This is a genomic window from Micromonospora halotolerans (assembly GCF_032108445.1).
Lineage (GTDB): Bacteria > Actinomycetota > Actinomycetes > Mycobacteriales > Micromonosporaceae > Micromonospora > Micromonospora halotolerans.
Genome location: NZ_CP134876.1, coordinates 2,847,145 through 2,872,913, shown reverse-complemented (window position 1 = coordinate 2,872,913; position 25,769 = coordinate 2,847,145). Strand labels below are relative to the sequence as shown.

General features: G+C 74.2%; 23 protein-coding genes. 8 read left to right on the top strand and 15 right to left on the bottom strand.

Annotated features, from left to right (window positions below; translation table 11 throughout):
- The first annotated feature begins 106 nt into the window (after window positions 1-106).
- Window positions 107-1,204, top strand: a complete 1,098-nt coding sequence (locus RMN56_RS13650; RefSeq protein ID WP_313724144.1) for a hypothetical protein — start codon at window positions 107-109, stop codon at window positions 1,202-1,204.
- A gap of 59 nt (window positions 1,205-1,263) precedes the next feature.
- Here the strand turns inward: RMN56_RS13650 and RMN56_RS13645 are convergent, their stop codons facing one another.
- A complete protein-coding gene (locus tag RMN56_RS13645) occupies window positions 1,264-1,962 on the bottom strand; it encodes an HAD family hydrolase (protein WP_313724143.1) in 699 nt (232 codons plus the stop codon).
- Window positions 1,959-2,921, bottom strand: a complete 963-nt coding sequence (locus RMN56_RS13640; RefSeq protein WP_313724142.1) for an EamA family transporter — start codon at window positions 2,919-2,921, stop codon at window positions 1,959-1,961. The genes RMN56_RS13645 and RMN56_RS13640 overlap by 4 nt, the downstream gene beginning before the upstream one ends.
- A gap of 82 nt (window positions 2,922-3,003) precedes the next feature.
- Here RMN56_RS13640 and RMN56_RS13635 point away from each other — a divergent pair, with 82 nt between their 5' ends.
- Window positions 3,004-3,549, top strand: coding sequence for a CGNR zinc finger domain-containing protein (locus RMN56_RS13635; RefSeq protein ID WP_313724141.1), 546 nt, complete (start codon window positions 3,004-3,006; stop codon window positions 3,547-3,549).
- Between the two features lie 27 nt (window positions 3,550-3,576).
- Here the strand turns inward: RMN56_RS13635 and RMN56_RS13630 are convergent, their stop codons facing one another.
- The 5 genes from RMN56_RS13630 to RMN56_RS13610 all read right to left on the bottom strand — a co-directional run bounded on the left by RMN56_RS13630 (window position 3,577) and on the right by RMN56_RS13610 (window position 12,046).
- Window positions 3,577-4,986, bottom strand: coding sequence for a class II fumarate hydratase (locus RMN56_RS13630; RefSeq protein WP_313724140.1), 1,410 nt, complete (start codon window positions 4,984-4,986; stop codon window positions 3,577-3,579).
- Window positions 4,987-5,021: 35 nt separating this feature from the next.
- Window positions 5,022-7,997 (bottom strand): AfsR/SARP family transcriptional regulator, encoded by a 2,976-nt coding sequence (locus tag RMN56_RS13625; RefSeq protein ID WP_313724139.1) that lies wholly within the window; start codon window positions 7,995-7,997, stop codon window positions 5,022-5,024.
- Between the two features lie 306 nt (window positions 7,998-8,303).
- On the bottom strand, window positions 8,304-9,971 hold the full coding sequence (locus RMN56_RS13620; RefSeq protein ID WP_313724138.1) for a fumarate hydratase: 1,668 nt from the start codon (window positions 9,969-9,971) through the stop codon (window positions 8,304-8,306).
- A gap of 77 nt (window positions 9,972-10,048) precedes the next feature.
- Window positions 10,049-11,482, bottom strand: coding sequence for an outer membrane protein assembly factor BamB family protein (locus RMN56_RS13615; protein ID WP_313724137.1), 1,434 nt, complete (start codon window positions 11,480-11,482; stop codon window positions 10,049-10,051).
- Window positions 11,483-11,554: 72 nt separating this feature from the next.
- Window positions 11,555-12,046: an Lrp/AsnC family transcriptional regulator gene (locus RMN56_RS13610; RefSeq protein WP_313724136.1), complete on the bottom strand. Its 492-nt coding sequence runs from the start codon at window positions 12,044-12,046 to the stop codon at window positions 11,555-11,557.
- A 140-nt stretch (window positions 12,047-12,186) separates the two neighbouring features.
- On the opposite strand from RMN56_RS13610, the gene hppD reads away from it, so the two are divergent.
- The 4 genes from hppD to hisC are packed head-to-tail and all read left to right on the top strand — an operon-like array spanning window position 12,187 to window position 16,258.
- Window positions 12,187-13,392 carry a 4-hydroxyphenylpyruvate dioxygenase gene (hppD, locus tag RMN56_RS13605; RefSeq protein WP_313724135.1) on the top strand — a complete coding sequence of 402 codons (1,206 nt, stop codon included), beginning with the start codon at window positions 12,187-12,189 and terminating at the stop codon, window positions 13,390-13,392.
- Between the two features lie 10 nt (window positions 13,393-13,402).
- Window positions 13,403-14,116, top strand: a complete 714-nt coding sequence (locus RMN56_RS13600) for an RDD family protein (RefSeq protein ID WP_313724134.1) — start codon at window positions 13,403-13,405, stop codon at window positions 14,114-14,116.
- A gap of 22 nt (window positions 14,117-14,138) precedes the next feature.
- Complete coding sequence (locus tag RMN56_RS13595) at window positions 14,139-15,158, top strand: RDD family protein (protein ID WP_313724133.1); 1,020 nt, start codon at window positions 14,139-14,141, stop codon at window positions 15,156-15,158.
- Window positions 15,155-16,258, top strand: a complete 1,104-nt coding sequence (hisC, locus tag RMN56_RS13590; RefSeq protein WP_313724132.1) for a histidinol-phosphate transaminase — start codon at window positions 15,155-15,157, stop codon at window positions 16,256-16,258. The genes RMN56_RS13595 and hisC overlap by 4 nt, the downstream gene beginning before the upstream one ends.
- A 115-nt stretch (window positions 16,259-16,373) precedes the next feature.
- Here the strand turns inward: hisC and RMN56_RS13585 are convergent, their stop codons facing one another.
- From RMN56_RS13585 to RMN56_RS13565, 5 genes are all read right to left on the bottom strand, one after another.
- Window positions 16,374-17,627: an outer membrane protein assembly factor BamB family protein gene (locus tag RMN56_RS13585; RefSeq protein WP_313724131.1), complete on the bottom strand. Its 1,254-nt coding sequence runs from the start codon at window positions 17,625-17,627 to the stop codon at window positions 16,374-16,376.
- 87 nt (window positions 17,628-17,714) lie between these two features.
- Window positions 17,715-18,197 carry an SRPBCC family protein gene (locus RMN56_RS13580; protein WP_262282746.1) on the bottom strand — a complete coding sequence of 161 codons (483 nt, stop codon included), beginning with the start codon at window positions 18,195-18,197 and terminating at the stop codon, window positions 17,715-17,717.
- Between the two features lie 110 nt (window positions 18,198-18,307).
- A complete protein-coding gene (locus RMN56_RS13575; protein WP_313724130.1) occupies window positions 18,308-18,517 on the bottom strand; it encodes a DUF397 domain-containing protein in 210 nt (69 codons plus the stop codon).
- A gap of 141 nt (window positions 18,518-18,658) precedes the next feature.
- Window positions 18,659-19,858, bottom strand: a complete 1,200-nt coding sequence (gene fahA / locus RMN56_RS13570; RefSeq protein WP_313724129.1) for a fumarylacetoacetase — start codon at window positions 19,856-19,858, stop codon at window positions 18,659-18,661.
- Between the two features lie 76 nt (window positions 19,859-19,934).
- The gene (locus RMN56_RS13565; RefSeq protein WP_313724128.1) at window positions 19,935-20,792 is read right to left on the bottom strand and encodes a hypothetical protein; all 858 of its coding nucleotides are present in this window, start codon (window positions 20,790-20,792) and stop codon (window positions 19,935-19,937) included.
- A gap of 94 nt (window positions 20,793-20,886) precedes the next feature.
- Between RMN56_RS13565 and RMN56_RS13560 the strand changes: the two genes are divergently transcribed.
- Window positions 20,887-22,083, top strand: coding sequence for a homogentisate 1,2-dioxygenase (locus RMN56_RS13560; protein ID WP_313724127.1), 1,197 nt, complete (start codon window positions 20,887-20,889; stop codon window positions 22,081-22,083).
- On the opposite strand, the gene RMN56_RS13555 is transcribed toward RMN56_RS13560, so the two are convergent.
- Entirely contained in the window at window positions 22,080-23,117 is a 1,038-nt protein-coding gene (locus RMN56_RS13555) for a tetratricopeptide repeat protein (protein WP_313724126.1), read from the bottom strand. The two genes, RMN56_RS13560 and RMN56_RS13555, sit on opposite strands and share 4 nt — an antisense overlap.
- A gap of 52 nt (window positions 23,118-23,169) precedes the next feature.
- A complete protein-coding gene (locus tag RMN56_RS13550) occupies window positions 23,170-24,525 on the bottom strand; it encodes an AfsR/SARP family transcriptional regulator (protein WP_313724125.1) in 1,356 nt (451 codons plus the stop codon).
- Between the two features lie 188 nt (window positions 24,526-24,713).
- Between RMN56_RS13550 and RMN56_RS13545 the strand changes: the two genes are divergently transcribed.
- Entirely contained in the window at window positions 24,714-25,241 is a 528-nt protein-coding gene (locus tag RMN56_RS13545) for a hypothetical protein (RefSeq protein WP_313724124.1), read from the top strand.
- A gap of 35 nt (window positions 25,242-25,276) precedes the next feature.
- Here the strand turns inward: RMN56_RS13545 and ispF are convergent, their stop codons facing one another.
- On the bottom strand, window positions 25,277-25,759 hold the full coding sequence (gene ispF / locus RMN56_RS13540; protein ID WP_313724123.1) for a 2-C-methyl-D-erythritol 2,4-cyclodiphosphate synthase: 483 nt from the start codon (window positions 25,757-25,759) through the stop codon (window positions 25,277-25,279).
- Between the last annotated feature and the right edge of the window lie 10 nt (window positions 25,760-25,769).

The following is a 25,769-nucleotide window of genomic DNA, read 5'->3' as shown; positions in this document are numbered from 1 at the left end:
ATCGGCCGGGCGCCGTGGTCGTTGTCCACAGGGCCTGGCGTCCCGCGCCGCCGCGGTTGTCCACAGGGGTGCCGGAGGGTGGTCCGTCGCCGCCAGGCTGGTCGGCATGCCACCTCAACCCCTTCGACCGCCCGAGTTGGCCTGGCAGGTCTTCCGCGGCTCGGACGCGGTCCGGCGCGAACTGCTGACCCGGCACCAGCTCCGGGGCGCCTCCTGGCTCCGGCTCCGGCAGGACGTCTACGCCGATGCCCGCCTCGATCACGACCACGCGCTGGCCTGCCGCGCCGCGCTGCTCCGCCTGCCGCCGGGGACGCTGCTCGCCGGGCCGTCGGCGGCGTACCTGCACGGGATCGCGCACGCCGCCGGCCCGCGGGACGACGTGCACGTCCTGCTGCCGGCGACGGCGCGGGCCGACGCGCAGCCCGGCATCCGGGTGCACCAGGCCCCGTCGGCGCCCGAACGCGTCGGTCTCCTCGTCGCGTCCGGCGGCCTGGCCCGCTCCGCACCGACCATCCCCACCCGGCACGGCCCCGCCGGCGGTCCGGCGGAGCCCACCCCTGCCGGCGGTGCGCCGGGCGCCTCTCCCGGCCCGGACGGCCGTGCCGTCGCACCGAAGGAGACGGTCCGGGCAACGGTGGCCGGTGCGGTGGGCCCAATGGGTGGCGTACCGAGCGGACCGGTCCGGCTGCCGCGCACCGAGCCGGCCGCCTGCGCCTGGGAGACCGCGGTCTGGTCCGACCCGGTACGGGCGGTCGGCATCGTCGACGCGTTGCTGCGGATCGGCCTGGTCCGCCGGGCGGAGCTGACCGACGTCGCGGCCCGGAACGCCGGGCGGCCCGGTGGCCGGCGGGCGCGGTGGGTGTTCGGCCTGGCGGATCCCGGCGCGCGGTCCCCGGCCGAGTCGCACCTGCGCGTCCGGCTGGTGCTGGCCGGCCTGCCCCGCCCGGTGGCGCATCACCCGGTGCGGGGGCCGTCGGGTCTCGTCCTGCATCCCGACCTGGCCTGGCCGGAGTTCCGCGTCGCCGTCGCGCACGACGGCCGGTGGCGCCTCGACCCGGATCAGCCGCACCGGGACCGGCTCCAGCAGCTCGTCGCGGCCGGCTGGCTCGTGCTGCCCGTGACCGACCGCCGCCTGCACCGGAACTTCCCGGTCCTGGTCCGCGAGATCCGCGCCGCCCTCGTGGCCCGGGGCTGGCGGCCGTGAGGCCCGCCCCGACGCCGACGTGGCGGCATCCGGATGTCCCGGACACGCACCGGCCGCGATCAGGCCTTCGCGGATTCGAGGTGGGCGAGCACGTCCGGGAGATCGGCCAGGGTGGACACCTCGGCGTCCGGGGTGAGCCCCGGCGGGCGGGGCAGCCGGCCCCGGTTCAGCCAGACCGCCCGCAGCCCGGCGCGCTGGGCCGCGAGCACGTCGTGCTCCGGCGAGTCCCCCACGTACACGATGTGCTCGGCCGGGAGGCCGGCGGCGGCCACCACGGCCGCGTAGAACTCCGGCGCCGGCTTCTTGGGCAGGTCGTTCTCGTGCGCGTACAGCTCGAAGGCGAACTCGCCGGCGAGCCCGCAGCGTTCGGCCCGGCTGTTGCCGTTGGTGGCGAAGCCCAGGAGGTGGCGGAGGCGCAGCGCGGCCAGCGCGGGCAGCGCGTCCGGGAACGGCCGGGTCAGCGCGAACCGGCGGGCGAAGAAGAGCGCGGCGAACTCGTCCAGGTGGGCGTCCAGCCCGGCGCGGGCCAGTGACCGGGCCAGCGCCGCGCGCCGGATCTCCTGCACCGGCACGGCGCTGAGCGCCCCGAACACCGCGCCCCAGTCCGCCTCCAGGTCCGCGAGCGACACCTCGGCCGCCGCCGGCGTCCACCGCCGCATCTCGTCGAGCACGGCCGCCAGTGCGCCGGTGACCGCCGGCCGCAGGTCGATCAGGGTCTCGTCGGCGTCGAAGACGACGGCGCTGCGCGGGTCGGTCATCGTTCCGCGGCCAGGGCGGGCTCGGCCGGGGCCGGCGGGACGGCGTCCGCCGGCGAGCGCAGCTCGTCCACCCGGACCAGGGCCACACCGGCCACGATGAGCGCACCGCCGAGCAGCTGCACGCCGCTCGGCAGCTCGCCCAGCACCAGCCAGGCGATCAGCACCGCGAACATCACCTCGGTCAGCCCGACGAAGGAGGAGAGGCGCGCGCCGAGCAGCCGGGCCCCGGCGACGCCGGTGAGGTAGGCGACCACCGCGGCGATCAGCGACAGGCCGGCGATCGGCACCAGCCAGCTCATCTCGTGCCCGGCGAAGCTCACATCGGCGGTCCCGGCGCGCAGCGGGAGCACCCCGACCAGCCCGAGCAGGAGCAGCACCACGGCGCCGACGGCCATGCCACCGCTGGCCATCACCACCGACGGCAGCGCCGGGTCGACCCGCCCGGCGATGACGAAGTAGCCGGCCAGGCCGACCCCCGCCCCGAGCCCCCACAGGACGCCGACCGGATCGAGGCTGCCGGCGCCGGTCAGGTCGAGCACGAACACCAGCCCGCACAGGGCGGTCACGGAACCGGCCACGGTGAGCACCCGGGGCCGCTGGCCGTGGACCAGCCACATCCAGCCGACCACGAGCACGATGCCCAGGTATTCGAGCAGCAGGGCGACGCCGACCGGCAGGTAGCGGACGGCGTTGAAGAAACAGGCCTGGGCCAGGGCCACCCCGAGCAGACCGAAGACCACGAGCGTGCCGGCGTTGCGGCGCAGCACCGGCCACCGGCCGCGCAGCGCCAGCAGGGCGGGCACGGCGAGCACCAGCGCGGCGATGCCGACCCGGGCGAGCACCACCGCCTCGGCGGACCACTCGCCGGTGATCAGCGGTCGGGCGAAGGTGCCCGAGGTGGCGAAGGTGAGCGCGGAGAGCAGCGCCAGGCCGAGGCCGACGCCGGGCCGTTCACGCATCGACAGCTCCTTGGGTCGACCGGACATGGGTCAAATGGCGTTATGCTGATGACGCTAGGCCGGCACCCCGACAGGAGTCAAGTTGCTTTTCGCTCATGACACCGAATGCGGCCTGATCGCGGCCACGGCGCTGGTCAACACGGCCGGCCCCGACCGGGAAGGGCTGCCCGACGTGACCGCCCTCGACGAGTTCTTCACCGCGTACGGGTGGACCGGCCGGCACGAGCACAGCGAGGCGGAACTGCGCGAGGTCCGCGCACTGCGGCCCCGGCTCCGCCGGATCTGGTACGCCGACACCGACGAGGTCGTGGCCGTCGTCAACGGGCTGCTCCGGGAGTCCCACGCCCTGCCCCAGCTCGTCCGGCACGACGACGAGCCGTACCACCTGCACGCCGTGCCGCGGGACGCGCCACTGGCCACCCGCATGGCGGTCGAGGCCGCCATGGCGCTGGCCGACCTGATCCGCATGGGCGAGCTGAGCCGGCTGCGCCTCTGCGACCACCCCGACTGCGAGAACGTGCTGGTCGACCTCTCCAAGAACCGGTCGCGCCGGTTCTGCGACGGCGGCTGCGGCAACCGGGCGGCGGTCAGCGCCTACCGGGCCCGCAAGGCGGCCGCCCACCCTTGACGCAGCAGCGGTGGGCGGCGCCCCGACTCAGGGGTGGGTCATCCGGAGCAGGTCCAGGGCCTCGTCCAGCTGGGTCTCGCTGAGCTTGCCCGAGTCGACGTGCCCACGGGAGATCACCACCTCGCGGATGGAGACCTGCTTGGCCAGCGCCTCCTTGGCGATCGAGGCGGCCTCGTCGTACCCGAGATGGCGGTTGAGCGGGGTGACGATCGACGGCGAGCCCTCGGCGTACGCCAGGCAGACCTCGGCGTCCGCGACCAGGCCGACCACCAGGCGGTCGGCGAAGAGCCGGCTGGCCGCGGAGATCAGCCGGATCGACTCCAGCAGGTTGCGGCCCATCACCGGAAGCATCACGTTCAGCTCGAAGTCGCCCTGCGAACCGGCGAACGCCACGGCGGCGTCGTTGCCGATCACCTGCGCGCACACCTGCCGCATCGCCTCGGCGACGACCGGGTTCACCTTGCCCGGCATGATCGACGAGCCGGGCTGGAGGTCGGGGATGCGCAGCTCGCGCAGGCCGGCGCGGGGGCCGGAGCCCATCCAGCGGATGTCGTTGGCCATCTTGTAGAGGCCGACGGCGACGGTGCGGAGCTGGCCGGAGGTCTCCACCAGCGCGTCCCGGGCGCCCTGCGCCTCGAAGTGGTTGCGGGCCTCGGTCAGCGGCAGCCCGGTCGAGGCGCGCAGCTTCTCGATCACCCGCGCCGCGAAGCCGAGCGGGGTGTTGATGCCGGTGCCCACGGCGGTGCCACCGAGGGGCAGCTCGGCCAGCCGGGGCAGCGCCCCCTCCAGCCGCTCGACGCCGTAGCGGACCTGCGCGGCGTAGCCCCCGAACTCCTGCCCCAGGGTGACCGGGGTGGCGTCCATGAGGTGGGTACGCCCCGCCTTCACCACGGTCTCGAACTCGGCGGCCTTGTCCTCCAGGGCGCCGGCCAGGTGCTTCAGCGCGGGCAGCAGGTCCTCCACCACCGCCTGCGTGGCGGCCAGGTGGATCGAGGACGGGAAGACGTCGTTGCTGGACTGGGAGGCGTTGACGTCGTCGTTCGGGTGCACGTTGCGGCCCAGCTCCCGCCCGGCCAGGGTGGCGATCACCTCGTTGGTGTTCATGTTGGACGAGGTGCCCGAGCCGGTCTGGAAGACGTCGACCGGGAACTGGTCGTCGTAGCCGCCGTCGGCGACGTGGGCGGCCGCCGTGGCGATCGCCTCGCCCACGTCCGCGCCGATCACCCCCAGCTCGGCGTTGACCTGGGCGGCCGCCCCCTTGATCTGCGCCAGGGCCTTGATCTGGGCCGGTTCGATGCCCCGCCCGGAGATCGGGAAGTTCTGCACCGCACGCTGGGTCTGCGCCCGCCACAGCGCCTCGGTGGGCACCTCCACCTCACCCATCGAGTCGCGTTCGATGCGGTAGCCGGTCGCCTCTGGAGTCGTCACGCGTACCATCCTGCCGCGCCCGCCGCCGACTCGCAGATGATCGCTCAGTCCAGCTCCGACAGCAGCCGTTCCACCTCGTGCCGGTCCGGCGACTCGACCTGGCGGAACAGCGCCAGCGACCGGGTCCAGTGTGAGCGGGCGCCCTCGGGGTCGGTGTCCCGCAGGCAGCGGGCGATGCCGTCCAGCGCTCGGGCCTGTTCGTAGCGGGCACCCAGGCGAGTGGCATCGGCGAGCACCCGGCGGTGCAGGTCCAGCGCGCTCGCCACGTCCCCCTGGTCGCGAATGGCCAGTGCGAGCAGATTGCGGGAGGCGCACTGCCCGATCCGGTCACCCACCTCCGTGATCGCCACCAGCGCCTCGCGGTGCAGGGCGGCGGCCCGCTCCGGACGGCCGTCCTCCCGTTCCATCATGCCCATCTCGTTGAGCACCTCGCCCTCGCCGTAGCGGTTGCCCAACTGGCGCTTGAGGTGGAGCGCGACCCGCAGGAGCCGGCGGGCCGGTGCCACGTCACCCATCCGGTGCCTGGCCATGCCCAGGTGCCCCACGGCGTGGGAGGTCTGCCGCAGGTCTCCGGTCTGGCGGGCCAGCATGAGGTGCAGCCGACCGATGTGCAGCGCCCTCTCGTACCGGCCCCAGGCCAGCAGTGCCATGCAGAGGTTGTTCTGCAGGTTCGTCAGGTCGGCGGCGTCGCTGAGACCCCGCACCAGCCCGAGCGCCTCGTCGAACCGTGCCATGCCCTGGCGGAAGTCACCGTTGACCGCGTAGGAGATGCCGAGGTTCCACAGGGTGCTGAGCACCTCGCTCCGCAGCCCGAGCCGGCGGCGCAGGTCGAGTGCCAGTTCCATGAGTCGGATCGCCTCCGGGAAGCGACCCAGCCGGAAGTACGCCGAGGACAGGTAGTTGAGCATGGAGGCGACGGCCATGTCGTCGCCGATCCGCTCGGCGACCCGCAGGCCGATCGTGTGCGTCTCGATCAGCTCGTCGAGGTGCCCGCCGTCGAAGTTGAGCCGCCAGCAGGCCCGCGCCAACTGCCAGCACCGCTCCGGAAAGCCCTCCTCCTCGGCGAGCCGGACCAGGGCGGTGAGTACGGCCAGGTTCTCCTCGAACCAGGGCCGCCCCTCGGAGGCGGCCGCCTCCACCAGATCACGGCGAACGGAGGTGCCCGCCGGCAGCGTCCTCCGGCTGCCCGCCGCCTCGAAGGTCCGGGCGATCGCCACGGTGACGTGCAGGTGGTGGTCGAGCAGCCGCTCCAGGGCCTCCGTCCGCTCGGCGGCCCGCTCCGGAGCGCCGAGCAGCGTCCGGCCGTACTCCCGGATCAGGTCGTGCAGCCGGTACCGGCCGGGCTCCACCTCCTCGGCCAGGTGCGCGTCGACCAGTTCGTCGAGCAGGTCCTGAGCCACGGGCAGGCCGACATCGGCGAGCGCGGCGGCGACCCGGTTGTCGAACCGCTGGCCGGGGTGCAGGCCGAGCAGCCGGAACACCCGCTGCGCCGCCGGGGAGATCTGGGCGTACGACAGCGCGAACGCCTGCCCCACCGATCGTTGACCGGCGGCCAGCTCGGCCAGCGGCCCGCCGCCGGTGACCAGGCGCCCGGCCAGGTCGGCGACCCGCCAGCGGGGCCGGTGCGCCAGCCGGGCACCGGCCAGCCGGATGGCCAGCGGCAGGTACCCGCAGCGCCGGGCCACCTCGGCGGCGGCCTCCGGCTCGGCGGCCACGCGGTCCTCGCCGGCGACCCGGCCGAGCAACTCGATGGCCTCCTCGGGATCCAGCACGGGCAGCGACGACGGCCGGCCCCCGTCCAGGCCGACCAACCGGCGCCGACTGGTGATCAGCATCAGGCAGTCGGGACCGTTCGCCAGCAGTGGCGCCACCTGGTCGGCATCGGCGGCGTTGTCCAGCACCACGAGGGCCCGCCGCCCGGCCAGTTCGCTACGCCAGAGGGCGAGCCGGTCGTCGAGTTCCAGTGGCACCCGCTCCGCCGGGACACCGAGCTGGCGCAGCAGGGTGGCCACCGCCGCGCCGGGGGGCACGGGCGTCCGTTCGCTGTGCCCGTGCAGGTCGACGAAGAGCTGCGCGTCCGGGTAGCGGTCGGCCAGGGCGGTCGCCACCTGCACGGCCAGGGTGGTCTTGCCGCTTCCGGCCATCCCGTCGATGAGGTGCACCCGGGCGGCGTCCTCCTCGATCTCCTTCACCAACCGGGCCATGGTCTGCTCCCGGCCGGTGAAGTCGCTGATCGCCGGCGGCAGAGCGCGCACCGGGACGACCGGCAGGGCCCCTGCGCCGGCCAACGCCAGGTCGCCGGCCAGCACCCGCTGGTGCAGCTCCTGCAGCCCGGCACCGGGCTCGATGCCCAGCTCCTCGGCGTAGATCCGGCGGCCCTCCCGGTAGACGGCGAGCGCGTCCGCCTGCCGGCCCACCGCGGAGAGGGCGAGCATGAGCTGACCGCGCAGCCGCTCGCGGAGCGGGTTGCGTTCCACGCTCTCGGTCAGCTCGTCGATCACGTCGGCCGCCCCGCCCAGGCGCAGCTCGACGTCGACGGACTCCTCCAACGCGGCGAGTCGCTGCTCGTCGAGGGCCTGCGCACGCCGCCGTACGCTCCGGCTGGCGATCCCGCCCAGTGCCGGGCCGCGCCACAGCGCCAGCGCGGCGCGGTAGTGCTGGCGCGCCTCGGTGGGCCGACCGGCGGCGGCCCGGCCGGCCTCCACGGCTCGGGCGAACACCTCGGCGTCGAGGTCGTCGGGCTCGATCCGGACGCCGTAGCCGACCGGGTCGGTGATGATGATCTCCGCTGGTGAGCCGAGCGCCGCCAGACGCTGTCGCAAGCGCGACACACAGATCTGGAGCTGGGTGCGCGCGGTGGCCGGCGGGTGGTCCTCCCAGACCGCGTCGATCAGCTCCTCGACGGGCACCACCCGGCCCGCTCGCAGCAGCAGCACGGCGAGCACCGTCCGGTCCCGACCTGCGGTGATGGTGGCCTCGCCACCGCCCACCCGCAGCGGGCCCAGAATCGCGAACCGCATCTGTGCCCCCGCATGCCTTCTTGTGCAACTTTCAGCAGCGTAGCCCGACGGTCACGGATCGCCTCGGGCAGGCGATAGCGATGTGATAGCGGATCGACAGCACCGGACCGGAGACTGGGCGCGGTTGTCGGTGACGGCATCCGACGGGGGCGGTGCGCCCGCCCGGGCTCCGCGCCCGGACGGGCGCACCGATGTCGATGAGTTACCTACTGCTTCGGTTCTCCGTGCCCACCCGGGCTGACCGGGCGCCGACGACAGGGCGCCGGGTGGGATCCCACCCGGCGCCCTGTCGCGTACGTCGAAAGGTCAGCGCCGCCCGACGGTGAGCACCGGCTTGGTGACCTCGGCGAAGAAGTCCTCGCCCTTGTCGTCGACCACGATGAAGGCCGGGAAGTCCTCCACCTCGATCTTCCACACCGCCTCCATGCCCAGCTCGGGGTATTCGAGCACCTCGACGTGCTTGATGCAGTCCTGGGCGAGGCGGGCGGCCGGGCCGCCGATCGAGCCGAGGTAGAAGCCCCCGTGGGTCTGGCAGGAGCGGGTGACCTGGGCGGAGCGGTTGCCCTTGGCCAGCATCACCATCGAGCCGCCGGCGGCCTGGAACTTCTCCACGTAGGCGTCCATCCGGCCGGCCGTGGTGGGGCCGAACGAGCCGGAGGCGTAGCCCTCCGGGGTCTTGGCCGGGCCGGCGTAGTAGACGGCGTGGTCGCGCAGGTACTGCGGCATCGGCTCGCCGGCGTCCAGCCGCTCGGCGATCTTGGCGTGTGCGATGTCCCGGGCCACCACGAGCGGGCCGGTCAGCGACAGCCGGGTCTTCACCGGGTATTTCGACAGCTCGGCGCGGATCTCGTCCATCGGCCGGTTGAGGTCGACCCGGACCACCTCGGAGCTGTCCAGGTGGGCCTCGGTGACGTCGGGCAGGTAGCGCGCCGGGTCGGTCTCCAGGCGCTCCAGCCAGACACCCGACGGGGTGATCTTGGCGACCGCCTGGCGGTCGGCCGAGCACGAGACCGCGATGGCCACCGGGCAGGACGCGCCGTGCCGGGGCAGCCGGACCACCCGGACGTCGTGGCAGAAGTAGCGCCCACCGAACTGCGCGCCGATGCCGAAGTTGCGGGTCAGCTCCAGCACCTCGGCCTCCAGTTCGAGGTCGCGGAAGCCGTGCGCGCTCATCGAGCCCTGCGTCGGGAGGGCGTCCAGGTATTTCGCGGAGGCGTACTTGGCGGTCTTCAGCGCGTACTCGGCGGAGGTGCCGCCGATGACGATGGCCAGGTGGTAGGGCGGGCAGGCCGCGGTGCCGATGAGGCGCAGCTTCTCCTCCAGGAACTGCATCATCCGCGTGGGATTCAACAGCGCCTTGGTCTCCTGGTAGAGGTAGGACTTGTTGGCCGAGCCACCGCCCTTGGCCATGAAGAGGAACTTGTACGCGTCGGCGTGCCCGTCCGGATCCTCGGCGTAGAGCTCGACCTGGGCCGGCAGGTTGCTGCCGGTGTTCCGCTCGTCCCACATGGTCAGCGGGGCCAGCTGCGAGTAGCGCAGGTTGAGCCGGGTGTAGGCCTGGTAGACGCCGCGCGAGATGGCCTCGGCGTCGGTGCCGTCGGTGAGCACGTGCCGGCCACGCTTGCCCATGACGATCGCGGTGCCGGTGTCCTGGCACATCGGCAGCACGCCGCCGGCGGCGATGTTGGCGTTGCGCAGCAGGTCCAGCGCGACGAACCGGTCGTTCGGCGAGGCCGCCGGGTCGTCGATGATCGACCGGAGCTGGGCCAGGTGGGCCGGGCGGAGGAAGTGGGCGATGTCGTGCATCGCCTCGGCGGTCAGCGCGGTCAGCGCGGCGGGCTCCACGGTGAGGAACCGTCGGCCACCCGGGCCGTTGACGACGTCGACGCCCTCATCGGTGACCAGGCGGTACTCCGTCTGGTCGGGTCCGGTCGGCAGCAGGGGGGCGTACGAGAAGGCGGCGGCACTGCTCATGACCGAAAAGCCTAGGGCAGAGCCGTCGATCGGTGGCACCCGCCGGGTGGGTCGTGGGACGCCGCTCTCACCCGGCGTCACTTGCCGTCGGCGCAGAGCTCGTTCTTCGGGCCGCAACTGCCCTGGTCGGTCGGGGGTCGCCAGGTGTCGCCCGGGTCCGGCGCGGGCACCGCGCCCTCGTCCGGCGGAGGCACCCCGGCGGCCCCGGCGCCCCAGCGGACGTACCCGATCTCCCGGCCCTCCCCGATGATCATGCCGTTCGGGCCGACCGCCAGGGCGTTCGCCGAGGTGCGCAGGAGGACCAGCTCCCGACCGCTGCGCGGTTCGACCGCGATGAGCCGGGACGGCTTGTCCTCGGCGATCAGCGCCGCGTACGGGGTGAGCGCCGCGCCGGTCTTCCCGCCGGCCGGCCGGGTCCACCGGGTGTGGTCGGCCGACAGCTCCCGGCCGAGGAGCGAGTCCTTGTCGGCGCTGCGCACGAGCGCGTAGCGGTCGTCGACGGCGAGCAGCTTCTCGCCCTCGGCGCCGACCTGGAGCAGCCGGCCGTCGTACCCGTCGATCACCGCCTCGCGCCCGTCCGGGGCGACCCCGATGAGCACGTTCCGGGCGCCCTGCGGGTCCTCCCGCTGCACGCAGCCGGCGTAGTCGGCGGTCCGCAGGTTCACCCCGTTGCGGCGCCACACCTGCTGGCCGGTGGCCGGGTCGACGGCGGTGAGGGCGAAGTAGCAGGTCCCGTCGCGGGAGGTGGCGGCGATCCGGAGCAGCCGGCCGCCGACCACCGCGAGCCGCTCCTCGCGGCCGGGCTCGACGTTCTGGAGAACCCGCCCGGTGGCGGTGTCCACGACGTGCACCCGGTCGTCGACCGGGAAGCCGAGCAGCGGCGGGACCGGCTCCGGCCCGGCCACCCCGCCGTCGATCCGCGGCGCGCCGAGCCGCCGGGTGCCCAGCAGCTCGGGGTTGTCGGCGAGCACCCCGCTGTTCACGCCGGGCAGGAAGGCGCTCCAGCGCGGCGCGGTGCCGCGCGGATCCCAGGCCCGCAGCGTGCAGTCGGTGGACTGCACGCAGTAGGCGTCGAGCAGCAGGTTGCGGTAGGTCCAGACGGCCACCGCCCGCTCGTCGCGGCGGCGCACCACGCCGGTGGCGGGGTCGAGCACCTCGTAGCCCTTGTCCAGGAGCTTGCCCACGGCGACGACCGCGTCCCGGTCGCCGCCGGCCACCGCCGCCCAGTCGGCCTTGCGCTCCCAGAGCTGGGTGCCGTTGGCCAGGCCGCGTGCCTCGACCCGGGTGCGCTGCTCGACGATCACGGTGTCGCCGGCGATGGTGACGCTCTTCGGGGTGCCGCCGACCCGCTGCTGCCAGACCACGTCCGGCTCGGAGATCGGCTTGCTCCGGTCGACCCAGTCCCAGACGGCGGGGAACGGGTTCCACACGCCGGTGGCGGCGAGGACGACCACGGTGATGAGCCCCAGCAGCAACCAGCCGCGTACGCCAAGGCCCTTCACACCGCACACGGTAGCGACGATCACCGGTGCACCGGCCCCCCGAACGGCCGTGTCGCGCCGCTTTCTCGGTGGGCCGCCGTGTTATGCGCCGCGGGCGGCGGAACGGACCAGGGGCAGGGTGCGGTAGGGGATCTGCTCGGCCAGGGCGATGATCGTGGAGGCGCGGCGGATGCCCTCCGAGGCGACGATCTGGTCGATGACCCGCTGGAGGTCGGTGTTCGACCGGGCCACGATGCGGCAGAGCAGGTCGCTGGAGCCGGTGATGGTGTGCGCCTCCAGCACCTCCGGGATGGCGGCCAGGTGCGCGGTCACCGGGTCGTGGCCGTGCCGCTGGCTGATCTCCAGGGTCACGAAGCTGGTCACCCCGAAGCCGATCGCGGCCGGGGAGATGTCCGGCCCGAACCCGGCGACCACCCCGCGCTCGATCAGCTTGTCGAGCCGGGCCTGGACGGTGCCCCGGGCCACGCCGAGCCGCCGCGAGCACTCCAGCACCCCGATCCGGGGTTCCTCGGCGAGCAGATCGATCAAGCGCGCGTCCAGCGAGTCGAGCTGTACATCCTGACCAGTGTTCATGGGGTTTCATATTACTGAATGCACAACCTGACCAGAGTTTCCGCCGACTATTGCCCAACTGGCGGCGACGCAGCGATCCTCGCCAGAACAGCAGAGCAACGGCGGCCCACGAGGCCGGCCGGTACGCAAGGGAGGCCATCATGACCCAGGCGATCGACCGACCCCAGTCGACCGAGGAGGTCGACGTCGACGCCCTCGTCGGCGCCGTCGACCACGACATCACCCGCGACCCGTTCCCGGTCAAGGGCCTCGACCACGTGCACTTCCTGGTGGGCAACGCCAAGCAGGCCGCCCACTACTACTCCACCGCCTTCGGCATGACGTGCGTGGCGTACCGGGGGCCGGAGCAGGGCTACCGGGACCACGCCCAGTACGTGCTGACCAGCGGCTCCGCCCGGTTCGTGCTGACCGGCGCGGTCCGGCCGGACGCCGAGGGCAGCGAGCACGTCGCGAAGCACAGCGACGGCGTCTCCGACATCGCGCTGGAGGTGCCGGACGTGGACGCCGCGTACGCGCACGCCACCGCCCAGGGCGCGACCGGCCTGGTCGAGCCGCACGACGTCAGCGACGAGCACGGCACCGTCCGGATGGCGGCCATCGCCGCGTACGGCGACACCCGGCACACGCTGGTCGACCGGTCCCGGTACACCGGCCCGTTCCTGCCCGGCTTCGTGGCCCGCGGCCCGATCGTGGACCGGCAGCCGATGATCGACGCGGGCATCCAGCCGAAGCGCTTCTTCCAGGCCGTCGACCACGTGGTCGGCAACGTGGAGCTGGGCCGGATGGACGAGTGGGTCGAGTTCTACAAGCGCGTCATGGGCTTCAGCAACATGGCCGAGTTCATCGGCGACGACATCGCCACCGACTACTCCGCGCTGATGAGCAAGGTGGTCGCGAACGGCACCCGCAAGGTGAAGTTCCCGCTCAACGAGCCGGCCGTCGCCCGCAAGAAGTCGCAGATCGACGAGTACCTGGAGTTCTACCAGGGCCCGGGCGCCCAGCACATCGCCGTGGCCACCAACGACATCCTGGCCAGCGTCGACGCCATGCGTGCGGCCGGCGTCGAGTTCCTGGACACCCCGGACTCCTACTACGAGGACCCGGAGCTGCGCGCCCGGATCGGCCAGGTGCGGGTGCCCATCGAGGAGCTGAAGTCCCGCAAGATCCTGGTCGACCGGGACGAGGACGGCTACCTGCTCCAGATCTTCACCAAGCCGGTGCAGGACCGCCCGACCGTCTTCTTCGAGCTGATCGAGCGGCACGGCTCGCTGGGCTTCGGCAAGGGCAACTTCAAGGCCCTGTTCGAGGCCATCGAGCGGGAGCAGGAGAAGCGCGGCAACCTGTAACACTGTCCGCGTGACCGAGCCTTCCCCCGCGTCTCCGCCGCCCGCCGGGCCCCCGCCCGCGGGCGGCGGCTTCGCGCCGCCGTCCGGGCCGTACCTGCCGCCACCGCAGCGCACTCCGCCCACGTACGCCGGGCTGCCGAGCTACCCGCCACCACCCCCGGGGTACGCCCCGCACGCCGCCTTCGTGCCGCCCACCCGGGCCCCCAACGGGCAGCCGCTGGCCGGGTTCGCCGACCGGCTGGTGGCCTGGCTGATCGACACCGCGGTGGCCTACGGAGTGGCCATGGTGCTCTTCCTGCCGGTCTTCCTCTGGCTGTGGTTCCGGATGTTCAACGAGATGATGACGGTCGCACCGGACGGGACGATGGCCGAGCCCGACCCGGCCACCATGCTGACCGACTTCTTCCTGCCGTTCCTGCTCGCCGAGGCCGGGCTGGTGCTGGTGATGTTCGCCTTCTACTGGCTCTACCACGTCGAGTACGCCCGCCGGACCGGCCAGACGCTCGGCAAGAAGGCGATGAAGCTGCGCATCGTCCCGCTCGACCCGAGCGCGCCGCTGACCCGGGGCGTCCTCGGCCGGCGGTACCTGGTGGAGTTCGTCGCCGGCTCGCTGGTGCCCTTCGCCAACTACCTCGACGGGTTCTGGCAGCTCTGGGACAAGCCCTGGCAGCAGTGCCTGCACGACAAGTTCGCCGGAACGGTCGTCGTTAAGGTTGCACCGTGAGCGAGCACCGCGAGGCACGGCCGTGAGCGTGCAACCCGGCTGGTACGTCGACCCCGCCGACCCCGAGACCCGCCGGTACTGGGACGGCGAGGGGTGGCTCGGCGCGCCGATCCCCGTCGACACCACCCCGCCCGACGGACCACCGCCGCCCGAGCCGGCCCCCGCCGCCGCCGCACCGGCCCCCACCTCCGCCGCGCCGCACGCGGGCCAGCCGGCCCCGGCGCCGGGCACGCATCCCGGCGCGCCGGCGCCCGGGCCGTACCCGGGCCCGCCAGCCGGTGGACCGGGACAGCCGTGGCCGGGGCAGGCCGGCCCGTGGCCGGGACAGCCCGGACAGCCCGGACAGCCCGGCCCATGGGCTGGCCAACCGGGCCAGCCGGGCCAGCAGGGGCCGCCGCCGGGCTGGCCGTACCCCGGCTGGCCGGGGCGACCCCCGGCGCCGCGCCCACACGGGCTGCCGCTCGCCTCGTACGGCGCCCGACTGGTCGCCCGCCTGATCGACCTCGGCGTGGTGTTCCTGCTCAACGCCGTGGTCAACGGCTGGTTCGTCTGGCGCTACGTCGAGGAGATCTCGCCGTACCTGCGGGAGTCGGTGCGCCGGTCGCTGGCCGGGGACACCTCCACCGACGGGCTGCCCCAGCCGGGCGACCAGGCTGCCGGGCTCCAGATCGCCATCCTGCTGATCGCCACCGCGCTCTGGTTCGCGTACGAGGTGCCCTCGATGGCCGCCCGCGGCCAGACCTTCGGCAAGCGGCTGGTGGGCGTCCGGGCGCTGCCGGTCGAGGGGGATCAACCGCTCGGCTTCGGCCGGGCCACCCGGCGCTGGAGCACCCTCGGCCTGCCCACCCTGCTCTGGTACTGCTGCGGCCTGGGCCTGGTGCTCCAGTTCGTGGACGCGGTCTCCCCGCTCTTCGACCAGCCGCTGCGCCAGGCCCTGCACGACAAACGGGCGCAGACCGTGGTGGTCCAGTTGCCCCGCACCCGGCCCGACACCCGTACCACCCCGCGCGACCGCGCCAACCCCCCGGGAGACACCCCATGACCGACACCGGACGTCACCATCCTCCGCTGCGGCTCACCCGCGCCGACCTGGACGCGCTGCCCAACTACGTGCCCGGCCGCAGCCCGGCCGACCTGGCCCGCGAGCTGGGCCTGCCCGAGGCGATCAAGCTGGCCAGCAACGAGGTCCCGTACGGCCCGCTGCCCGGCGTCGTGGAGGCGGTCACCGAGGCGGTGGCCGGTTCGCACCGCTACCCCGACATGGGCGTGGTGGCGTTGCGCCAGGCCCTCGCCGAGCGGTACGGCGTGGACGCCGACCGGATCGCCACCGGCTGCGGCTCGGTGGCGCTGGCCGAGCACCTGGTCCGGGCCACCTGCCTGCCCGGCGACGAGCTGCTCTACTCGTGGCGGTCCTTCGAGGCGTACCCGATCATCGCGGCGACCAGCGGCGCGACCAGCGTGCGGGTGCCGAACGACGCCGGCCACGGCCACGACCTGGCCTCGATGGCGGCGGCGGTGACCGACCGGACCCGGATGATCCTGGTCTGCAACCCGAACAACCCGACCGGCACGGCGGTCCGGAAGGCCGAGCTGGACTGCTTCCTGGACGCGGTGCCGGACGACGTGCTCGTGGTGATCGACGAGGCGTACCGGGAGTTCGTCACCGACGCCCAGGTTCCGGACGGCCTGAGCTACCTGGACCGGCCGAACGTGGCGGTGCTGCGCACCCTGTCCAAGGCGTGGGGCCTGGCCGGCCTGCGGATCGGCTGGCTGGTCGCCGAGCCGACCGTGGCCGCCGCCGTGCGCAAGGTGGTCACCCCCTTCTCGACCAGCATGGCCGCGCAGGCGGGCGCGCTGGCCGCGCTCGCGCAGGCCGACGAGGTCGAGCGCCGCTGCGCGCTGGTCGTCGCCGAGCGGGACCGGGTCACCGAGGCGCTGCGCAAGTTCGTCCCGGACGTGCCGGACAGCCAGGCCAACTTCGTCTGGCTGCCGCTGGGCGAGCGGGCCGTCGAGTTCGGCCGGGCGTGCGAGGCGCGCGGCGTTATCGTCCGGCCGTTCCCCGGCGACGGCGTGCGGGTCACCATCGGCACCCCGGCCGAGAACGACGCCTTCCTGGTCGCCGCCGAGGCCGCGGTGGCCTGACGGCGCAGGTCCGGGGCCGGTCCGTCAACCCCCTACGGACCGGCCCCGGACGCCTCACCGACCATATAAGGGAACTCTAGTGCCTTTTGTCCGTTTTGTCGAATAACCCGGGTGATCAGGTACGGGCCAGGAGCACCGGCTCGGCCATCAGGAAGTACCCCTGGTCGTCGTCGTCCGGGCGGGCCCGCTCGCGGAGCCGTTCCACCGCAACGTAGCCGTCCACCGCGTGCGCCCGGCCGGGCTGCCACCCGGTCCCGTCCCGGCCGATGTCCATGGTGAACCGCGACCGCTCCGCCCCGGTGGCCGGATCGATCGTGACCAGCTCCCGCGCCCCGGTCAGCAGGTGCACCCGGCCCGGCTCGACCGCCAGGATCCGGACCTGCCCCAGGTCGTCCCGGCGCCACACCTGGGCGCCGGTGCGGGCCGACCGCCCGGTGACCACGCCGCCCGCGGCGCCCACCGCGTGCTCGCCGTCCAGCTCGCTGTCCGGGCCGTCCAGGGCGGGAGCGGCAACCGGCGCACCCGCGCCGGGCACCAGCCAGCCCCGGCCGGTCTCGTCGCCCCGCCCGGAGGTACGCAGCCCGCGGCAGGCCGAGTTCCCGTCCCGGCAGCCGAGCGGCGTCACCACGAGCTGCTCCGGGGCGTCCGGCGGGCGCCAGCGGGTCCGTACCGCGCCGGTGGCCGCGTCCCGGAACTCGACCGTTGCCGGCCCGGCGCAGGAGTCGACCCCGAGCAGCTCGCCGGCGGCCGTGGTGCCCACGTCGGCGCGGCAGCCCCGCGCCACCTCCGAACGCCACAGCCGTCGGCCGTCCGCCAGGGCGTACCCGCCGACCCCGCCGGGACCGGCCGCGACCAGCACCGTGCGGCCGTCGGCGGACCGGGTGACGTGCAGGCCCGCCGGATCCCAGACCGTGGCGGCGTAGGTGCGGCGGGGCTTCGGCACGTCGCCGGGCTCCGGCCCGTCGGCCCGCCAGGCGACCCGCCCGGTACGCGCGTCCAGCGCCACCAGCTTCCCGTCCGACCAGCGACTGACCACCGTGGTGCCCTCGGCGAGCACCCCGACCAGCTTGGCCGGCCAGCGGCGGTACGACCAGAACGGGGTGACCCGGTGCTTCCCGGAGACGGGCTGGTCCGCGTACACCTGGCGGGCGCCCGCGTAGACGCGGAGCCGGCCGTCCACGACCAGCGGCGCCACCGGCAGCCGGCCGATCACCCCGACCGGCGGCGTCGGCGCGGCCGGGTACGCCCCCCGGGCGACCGTCTCGACCTCGGCGGGCGCGAGGACCCGGACGACCACGGCGGCCGCCGCCGCGACGGCCAGCACCGCCACGACCGCCACCATGATCCGCCGCCCCGCGGGCTTGCCCATGCCGCACCTCCGCCCGGCACCCTACCCAGCGGCGGTCCCCGGGGGCCGCGCGCCCGGCCGGGGGCCAGATCCGCCGGCGGGGTCGGCTCAGGCGGCCTCGGCGGACCGGGTGGGCCCGACGGCCAGCGCCAGGTCGGCCAGGTCCCGGCGGAGGGCACCCTCGACCGCACGGGCCGCCAGACCGCCGAGGATCAGCGCCAGCACCCGGCCGTACGGGCGGGTCGGCACCGCCTCGTGCTCGACGGTGACCTCGGTGCAGCCGCGCCGCCGGCGCTCGACGGTGCGCAGCGTCCAGGTGATCCGGTAGTCCGCGCCCGCGCCCCGCGAGCTGAGCACCAGCCGCGCCGGGGCGACCGCCTCGACCACCAGGAACTCCTCCGGCTCGGCGACGCCGTCGGGTCGCACCCGGGTCTCCCGCCAGGCGGTGCCGGCCCCGAGGTCGCCCGAGGTGAGGATCTCGACGTCGCCGACCGCGGAGAGCCAGTCGGCCCGCGCCGGGAGGTCGGTGAGGAGCCGCCAGACGTCGACGTCCTGCGCTTCGATGAATGCGGAAACCGTCACCGTCGACATGGCACCTCCCGTGTCGTCCACGGTACGGGCCGTCACCGGGTAAGGGGAGCCTTGCGGTGACATTTCCACCACCGGTGCCCCGATCGCGGGGCACCGGGCGCGGTGAGCGGTCAGGAGCGGAAGGCGTCACCCCGGATCGCGGCGACGAACGCGGTCCAGCCCGGTGGGCTGACCGCGAGCGCGGGACCCTGGCGGTCCTTCGAGTCGCGTACGCCCACCACGCCGTGCGCGGCGACCACGTTGGTCGCCACCTCGACGCAGAGGCCCTGATCGTTGGAGCGGCTGCTGGTGCGCCAGATGGCGCCGGTCAACTCGGTCATCCTCGCGGTCCTTCCTGTTCCACTCGGGTGCGCCCCGGCCCGCACCGCCGGGGCGTACGCAATCCGCGACGATCAACGGCGAAGGAAACGTCCCCGGTCGCACAGCGGGTGCGACCGGGGACGGAGAGTGAACAGGACGACTCAGCGCGCCGGCAGGATGCTGCCGCTGACCTCGCCGAGGGCGATCGTGGTGCCGTCCGGGCCGGGCGCGGTGGCGGTGATCGTGACGGTGTCGCCGTCCTCAAGGAAGGTTCGCTCGGCGCCGTCGGCGAACTTGACCGGCTCGGCGCCGCCCCAGGTCAGTTCCAGGAACGAGCCGACCTGCCCGCGCTCCGGCCCGGAGACGGTGCCGGAGGCGTAGAGGTCGCCGGTCCGCAGGGCGGCGCCGTTGACGGTGAGGTGGGCGAGCTGCTGGGCCGGGGTCCAGTACATGGTGGCGAACGGCGGTTCGGCGACCCGCTCGCCGTTCCACTCGACCGACAGGCTCAGGTCGAGCCCGAGGTGCGGGGTGTCGTGCAGGTAGTCCTGGACCGGCGGGTCCTGGTCGGGCGCGGGCACGAAGGCGTCGGCCAGCGCGTCCAGCGGGGTGACCCACGCCGAGACCGAGGTGGCGAAGGACTTGCCCAGGAACGGGCCGAGCGGCTGGTACTCCCAGGCCTGGATGTCCCGGGCCGACCAGTCGTTGACCAGCACCACGCCGAAGACGTGGTCGGCGAAGTCCGCGACCGGGACCCGGTCGCCGAGCCGGCTCGGCACCCCGACCACGAAGCCCACCTCGGCCTCGATGTCCAGCCGGACGGAGGCGCCGGTGGTCGGGCCCTGCGCGGTGGCCCGCTGGCCGGTCGGGCGCACCACGGGGGTGCCCGAGACGACCACGGTGCCGGCCCGGCCGTGGTAGCCGATCGGCACGTGCTTCCAGTTCGGCAGCAGCGGCGGCTGGCCGGGGCGGAAGATCTGCCCGACGTTCGACGCGTGGTGCTCGGACGAGTAGAAGTCGACGTAGTCGGCGACCTCGAACGGGAGCAGCAGTTCCACCTCGCGCAGCGGCACCAGCAGCGGCTCCACGGCCGGCCGGTGCGCCGGGTCGGTGAGCAGCTCGGTGATCCGCTGTCGCACGGCGGTCCACTGCGGACGGCCGAGCGCCATGAAGTCGTTGAGGGTGTGCCGACCCAGCGCGCCGGCGGCCAGCACCAGCCCGGCGGCCTCCGCGCCCGCCAGGTCCAGCACGAAGTCACCGATGCGCACGCCGATCCGCGGCTCGCGGTCGCCCTGCCGGAACACCCCGTACGGCAGGTTGGCCACCCCGTACGCCGAACCCGCGGCACCCGTCACCCAGCTCATGCCGCCACTCCGCTCCGCTCCGTGCCGACATGAGGCACCACCGCACTGAACCTGCTGATTCGCTCGCTGCGCTCGCTCATTCCTCGTAGCCCCCGTTCACCAGCCCCAGCCGGATCAGATCGGTCAGTGGTTCGGAGATGCTGCACGAGCCGTAGCCGACCCAGAGCGGGCGCTCGGCGTCCTGGTGTGCCCGGGCCTGCTCGACCACCCGGAGCGGGTCGGTGACGGCGAGCAGCTCGGCCACCCCGTCGACCTCGGCGCCTCCGGTGGCCGCCAGCGCGGCCGCCAGCACGTTGACGAACCCGTGGTGGGTGAAGCCGGTCTCCGGGTCCCGGTGGCGGATCGCCTGGTGCAGTCCGGCGGTCAGCTTGAACGGCAGCTCCCGGTCCCGGCAGGCGCAGATCACCGCGGCCAGCTCCACCGGGGTCGGGAAGAGTTCGGCGGCCAGCCCGCCGGTGCGGAACTTGGCGGCCACGGGCAGCCCGCCGGCCCGCGCCGCAGCGAGGGCGTCGAGCGCGTTCAGGAGCCCGAAGGTCAGGGGGATCTCCGCGTAGACCGCGGTGCCGGCGAGGCGCTCGGCGAGCTTGAGCAGGTCGGCCAGGCCGGGCTGTGGGTCCTCGCCGCGCTTGGCCACGGGCGCCTCGACCTGGCGGACGGTGACCCGGGCGTCGGCCTCGGCGAGGGCCGCCTCCAGCCGGCCGACCGGCACGTCGCCGATCACGCCGACCGCCAGGGACGCCTCCGGGGCGAGCACGTCGGGCAGGTCCGGCAGGGCCGAGGCGGGCAGCAGCAGCGGGCCGACCAGGTCGGCGTACCACCCGGCCCGGTGTCGGAGATGCGCGGTCACGGCGTCCGGCAGCGCGGCGCTGCCGGGCGGGAAGACCGCCGCGTCGTCGACGAGGCCGGCGAAGAGGCGGGGCACCTGCGTTGACACGAGACAAGAATCTACGGGACGCTACAAGGAACGGACAACTGCGTCCGATTATCGGACGCCACCGGCCGGAGAACGGGACATATCGGGAGGCGAGATGCCGTACTACCGCAGCGTCGGCGAGGTGCCCCGCAAGCGCCACACCCAGTTCCGCCAGCCCGACGGCACCCTCTACGCCGAGGAACTGGTCGGCCAGGAGGGCTTCTCCTCCGACTCGTCGCTGCTCTATCACCGGCACGCGCCCACGGCGATCGTGGCCGCCGAGGAGTTCGCCCCGCCCGCCTTCACCCGGGTGCCCAACCTGCCGCTGAAGCCGCGGCACCTGCGCACCCACAAGCTCGACGGCGCGGGCGCCGACCCGGTGCTCGGCCGGCAGTACCTGCTCGCCAACGACGACGTGCGGATCGCCTACGTGCTGGCCGACCGGCCGTCGCCGCTGTTCCGGGACGCCACCGGCGACCACTGCCTCTACCTGGAGTCCGGGACGCTGCGGGTGGAGTCGCCGTTCGGCGTGCTGGAGGCGGTCGCCGGCGACTACGTCATCATCCCCACCTCGACCATCCACCGCCTCGTGCCCACCGGCGACGAGCCGACCCGGCTGCTCGCCATCGAGGCCGCCGGCCACGTCGGCCCGCCCAAGCGCTACCTCTCGGTGCGCGGGCAGTTCCTGGAGCACTCGCCCTACTGCGAGCGGGACGTCCGCGGGCCGGACACCCCGCTGCTCGTCGACGAGACCGACGTCGAGGTGCTGGTCCGGCACCGGTCCCGGGCGGCACGCCCGGACGGTAGCGGCACAGTGTGGACTCGTCATGTTTATGCGAACCACCCGTTCGATGTGGTCGGCTGGGACGGCCACCTCTACCCGTGGGCGTTCTCCATCCACGACTTCGAGCCGATCACCGGCCGGATCCACCAGCCGCCGCCCGTGCACCAGACCTTCCAGGGCCCGAACTTCGTGATCTGCTCGTTCGTGCCGCGCAAGGTGGACTACCACCCGGACGCCATCCCGGTGCCGTACAACCACCACAACGTCGACTCCGACGAGATGCTCTTCTACACCGGCGGCAACTACGAGGCCCGGCGCGGCTCCGGCATCGAGCAGGGCTCGATCTCGCTGCACCCGTCCGGCTTCACCCACGGCCCCCAGCCGGGCGCCGCCGAGCGGTCGATCGGGGCGGAGTTCTTCGACGAGCTGGCGGTCATGGTGGACACCTTCCGCCCGCTCGACCTCTGCGACGCCGGGACCGCCTGCGAGGACGACGCGTACGCCTGGACCTGGGCGCGCCGAGCCTAGCGTCGGGGGTGGTGGCCGGGCCGTGCCAGCACGACGAACTCGGCCACCACCGTCGCCGTGATCCCGGCGACCAGCGGCCACGGGCCGCCGACCAGCGCGTAGAGCACCAGCAGCACCGGGGCGGCGGCCACCGCGCACACGGCCAGGGCCAGGGCCGGATCGGCGCGGAACAGCCCGGACACGATCGTGTCCGGCCGGCCGGGCAGCCGGACCGCGTACCGCCAGGCCAGCAGGGCCCCGCCGAGCGCGGTCAGCACCGCGAAGATCCGGGACGGGCTCGGCGCGACCGGCGCCAGGAAGGCGACCAGCACGGTGGCCACCAGCGACCAGCCGGCGCCGTAGAGAACCAGCTCGCGCAACCCGTCGGCGACGGTCCGGCTGGTGTGGCCGACCGCCGGGTCCAGGACCGCCGACTCGGCCAGGTGCTCCAGCGCCACCGCGTAGCGGCGCTGCTCCAGCCGGATCACGCCCATGTCGTGCCGCGCCTCGGCCAGCTCCGGGTCCAGCCGCAGCGCCTCCCGGTAGGCCCGCTCGGCCAGGTCGTACAGCTCCAGCCGGGCGGCGACCAGGCCGAGCACCAGGTGCGCCTGGGCGGTCTCCGGGGCCAGCTCCACACCGCGCCAGGCGGCGTTGAGCGCCGCCTGGCCGTTGCGCGCGCCGGCCAGGATCGCGGCGGCGCTGCGCTGGGCGTACGCGTCGTCCGGGCCGAGCGCCAGGATCTCGTCCCCGGTGCTCGCCGCGGCCTTCCACCGGCCCAGGTCGACCAGGGCGAAGCCGCGCGCCACCAGCGGCGACAGGGCACCGGCGGCGGCGGCCACGGCGGCCTCGGCGACCGGCAGCGCCTCCGCCGGCCGGCCGGCGGCGAGGTGCACCCGGGCCAGCATGGTCAACGCCCCGGCGTTGCCCGGGTCGGTGGCGAGCGCCCCGTCCAGTTCCTCGGCGGCCTCGTCGTACCGGCCCAGTTCGGCGAGGAGCTGCGCGCGCTGGACGTAGCCGTCGGCGGCGAACTGGTCGGGGGCGGCGTCGGGAGGCATCCCGCCGAGCGTAACCGCCGGCCGCTCCCGCCGCCGCCGGCGCGAACGGCGGTCAGGCGCTGTGGCAGCGGGACCGGTCCAGCGAGCGCCCGCAGGTCCCCAGGCTGCACCAGCGCCGCAGCCCGCTCTCGTCCAGGAAGAGCCAGCCGCACCGCTCGTCCGGGCAGATCCGGAGGGTGAGCCGGCGCGGGTCGGCGAGCAGTTGGGCGGCACTCCACGCGACCGCGTGCAGGGGCATCCGGAGCCCGGCCGCGAGCTCCGGCCACCAGCGCCCGCGACCGTCGGTCTCGCGCCGGAACACCAGCTCCTTCGCGGCGGCCTCGGCGTACCGGGCGACCACCTCGAACCCGTGCCGGTCGTCCGGTCCGGTCAGGCACCCGTACAGCGCGTGCCGCAGTTTCCGTGCCTCGGCGAGCACCGCCTCGGCCTGGTCGGGGTCCCGCCGGCCGAGGTGCAGCAGCCGGCTCACCGAGACGTCGTCGACCAGCCCCACGTGCCCGGCCCACACGGCCAGGGTGCGGTAGCCGCGCAGCCACTCGGCGCCCGGCAACGGCGGTTCGTGCCCCCACCCGGCGAAGGTGTTGCAGAAGTCCAGCGCCGGGTGACCCCCGACGCTCCACGGCAGGCACTCGTCGCGTACCCGGACCTCGTAGACGGGCCGGCCGGGCCGGTCCAGCCGGTCGTCGCCGCGCAGGATCCGGCGGTGCACCTCCCGCAGGCGCGGCCCCGGCTCGACGCCCAGCTCGTCCACGAGCAGCCGCCGGGTGGTCCGGTACAGCCGAAGCGCGTCGGCCTGGCGCCCGCCCCGGTACAGCGCGGTCATCAGGACGGCGACGAGCTGTTCGCGGGTCGGGTGCCGGACGGCCAGGGGCATCAGCTCGGCGATCGCCCGGGCGTGCTGGCCCAGCGCGAGCTGCGCCTCGGCGCGCAGCTCGACGGCGACCAGCCGGAGCTCCTCGACCGTGCCGTGCAGCCGCTCCCGCAGCTCGCCGTCCGCCGCGTCGGCGAGCAGCGGCCCCCGCCAGAGGGCCAGTGCCCGGTCGAGCAGCCGTACCCGCTCGGCGGGGTCGGCGGCGGCGCCCGCCGCCCGCACCAGCTCGCCGAACTCGTCGACGTCGACGTGGTGCCCGTCGGCCTCCACGAGGTAGCCCTCGCCCCGGGTGCTGATCCGCACCCCGTACGGCGTCAACGCCCCCCGCAACCGCCCGATGTACGTCTGCACGGCACCGCGTGCCGACGCCGGCGGCCGGCCGTTCCAGAGCAGGTCGATGAGGCGTTCGGTGCGGACCACCCGTCCCGTGTCGAGCAGCAGCACACCGAGCAGGCAGCGCTCCTGGCGGCGGCTGCCGACCTCGACCGGCCGGCCCCGGTGACGGGCCTCGAAGGGTCCGAGCAGTCGGAATTCCATACCGGACAGGACAGTCTGGCCCGGGCCGCCGGTTGTCATCCGGCGGTGAGCGGATGGTGGGCTTCCCGGCGCACGGCCCGGCACCCGGGCCGGTTCGGCCCGGCGGGAGCTGGGCGAGTGGTGAGTCCGTGGTGAGCGGGCCTGGTGATCCTGGTGCGGCCCTGACCCGAAACACGGATGGAGTGACCATGCGTCTGAAGATGAGCGTCGCGGTGGCGTCGGTCCTGGCCGCGATCGTCGCGGCACTGCCCGGCTCGGCGTCCGCCGCGAGCGGCGGCAGCGGCCCCGGCGCCTGGGAGCCGGCCCCGCAGGAGGCGTTCGAGATGCCCGCCGGAGCCCGGTGCGACTTCGCGGTACGGGTCGAACCGATCGTCGACGAGGTCCGGAAGCTGACCCTGGCGACGTACCCGGACGGCTCACCGAAGCGGGAGCTGTTCACCGGCACCCTGATCGACCGGGTGACCAACCTGGAGACCGGAGCCACGTCCACGGCGGACGCGAGCGGCACGTCGCTGGTCGTCTACGGCACGGACGGCTCGATGACCTGGTACGTGACCGGGCCGGTCCTGCTCGGCTTCCGGGAGAACGCGGGCTCGCTGCCGAAGGGGCTGTGGATCGTGGACGGCCAGTTCGCCGTGGAGTTCACACCCACCTTCGACAAGACCATCACCATGCTGCACGGCACGACCCACAACGTCTGCACGGACGTCGACTGACCTGTCGCGGCGACCCGGCCACCCCGGTCGCCGCGTCACACCGCCGGCGCCTCGTAGACCAGCGCCACCGCGATCCCGGTGAGCCCCTCGCCGCGCCCGGTGAAGCCCAGGCCGTCGGTGGTGGCGGCGGAGACGGTGACCGGCGCGCCGACCGCCGCGGAGAGCACCCGCTGCGCCTCCTCCCGGCGCGGACCGATCTTCGGCCGGTTGCCGACCACCTGGACGGACACGTTGCCGATCTCGAAGCCGGCCGCCCGGACCCGCCGGGCGCTCTCGGTCAGCAGGGCCACCCCGGACGCGCCCGCCCACTCCGGCTGGTCCACCCCGAAGTTGGCGCCCAGGTCGCCGAGGCCGGCCGCGGAGAGCAGGGCGTTGCAGGCGGCGTGCGCCACCACGTCGGCGTCCGAGTGGCCGGCCAGGCCGTCCTGGTCGGGCCAGTGCAGGCCGGCGACCCAGCAGGGCCGCCCGGCCGCGAAGGCGTGCACGTCCGTGCCGATGGCCACCCGAGGAACGATCATGGCCCGAGGG

What these genes read in the sequence shown, in the direction of transcription:
- RMN56_RS13650 (WP_313724144.1), top strand. Translation starts at nt 107, where the DNA reads ATGCCACCTCAACCCCTTCGACCGCCCGAGTTGGCCTGGCAGGTCTTC.
- RMN56_RS13645 (WP_313724143.1), bottom strand. Translation starts at nt 1,962, where the DNA reads ATGACCGACCCGCGCAGCGCCGTCGTCTTCGACGCCGACGAGACCCTG.
- RMN56_RS13640 (WP_313724142.1), bottom strand. Translation starts at nt 2,921, where the DNA reads ATGCGTGAACGGCCCGGCGTCGGCCTCGGCCTGGCGCTGCTCTCCGCG.
- RMN56_RS13630 (WP_313724140.1), bottom strand. Translation starts at nt 4,986, where the DNA reads ATGGTACGCGTGACGACTCCAGAGGCGACCGGCTACCGCATCGAACGC.
- RMN56_RS13625 (WP_313724139.1), bottom strand. Translation starts at nt 7,997, where the DNA reads ATGCGGTTCGCGATTCTGGGCCCGCTGCGGGTGGGCGGTGGCGAGGCC.
- RMN56_RS13620 (WP_313724138.1), bottom strand. Translation starts at nt 9,971, where the DNA reads ATGAGCAGTGCCGCCGCCTTCTCGTACGCCCCCCTGCTGCCGACCGGA.
- RMN56_RS13610 (WP_313724136.1), bottom strand. Translation starts at nt 12,046, where the DNA reads ATGAACACTGGTCAGGATGTACAGCTCGACTCGCTGGACGCGCGCTTG.
- hppD (WP_313724135.1), top strand. Translation starts at nt 12,187, where the DNA reads ATGACCCAGGCGATCGACCGACCCCAGTCGACCGAGGAGGTCGACGTC.
- hisC (WP_313724132.1), top strand. Translation starts at nt 15,155, where the DNA reads ATGACCGACACCGGACGTCACCATCCTCCGCTGCGGCTCACCCGCGCC.
- RMN56_RS13585 (WP_313724131.1), bottom strand. Translation starts at nt 17,627, where the DNA reads ATGGGCAAGCCCGCGGGGCGGCGGATCATGGTGGCGGTCGTGGCGGTG.
- RMN56_RS13580 (WP_262282746.1), bottom strand. Translation starts at nt 18,197, where the DNA reads ATGTCGACGGTGACGGTTTCCGCATTCATCGAAGCGCAGGACGTCGAC.
- RMN56_RS13575 (WP_313724130.1), bottom strand. Translation starts at nt 18,517, where the DNA reads ATGACCGAGTTGACCGGCGCCATCTGGCGCACCAGCAGCCGCTCCAAC.
- fahA (WP_313724129.1), bottom strand. Translation starts at nt 19,858, where the DNA reads ATGAGCTGGGTGACGGGTGCCGCGGGTTCGGCGTACGGGGTGGCCAAC.
- RMN56_RS13560 (WP_313724127.1), top strand. Translation starts at nt 20,887, where the DNA reads ATGCCGTACTACCGCAGCGTCGGCGAGGTGCCCCGCAAGCGCCACACC.
- RMN56_RS13555 (WP_313724126.1), bottom strand. Translation starts at nt 23,117, where the DNA reads ATGCCTCCCGACGCCGCCCCCGACCAGTTCGCCGCCGACGGCTACGTC.
- RMN56_RS13550 (WP_313724125.1), bottom strand. Translation starts at nt 24,525, where the DNA reads ATGGAATTCCGACTGCTCGGACCCTTCGAGGCCCGTCACCGGGGCCGG.
- RMN56_RS13545 (WP_313724124.1), top strand. Translation starts at nt 24,714, where the DNA reads ATGCGTCTGAAGATGAGCGTCGCGGTGGCGTCGGTCCTGGCCGCGATC.
- ispF (WP_313724123.1), bottom strand. Translation starts at nt 25,759, where the DNA reads ATGATCGTTCCTCGGGTGGCCATCGGCACGGACGTGCACGCCTTCGCG.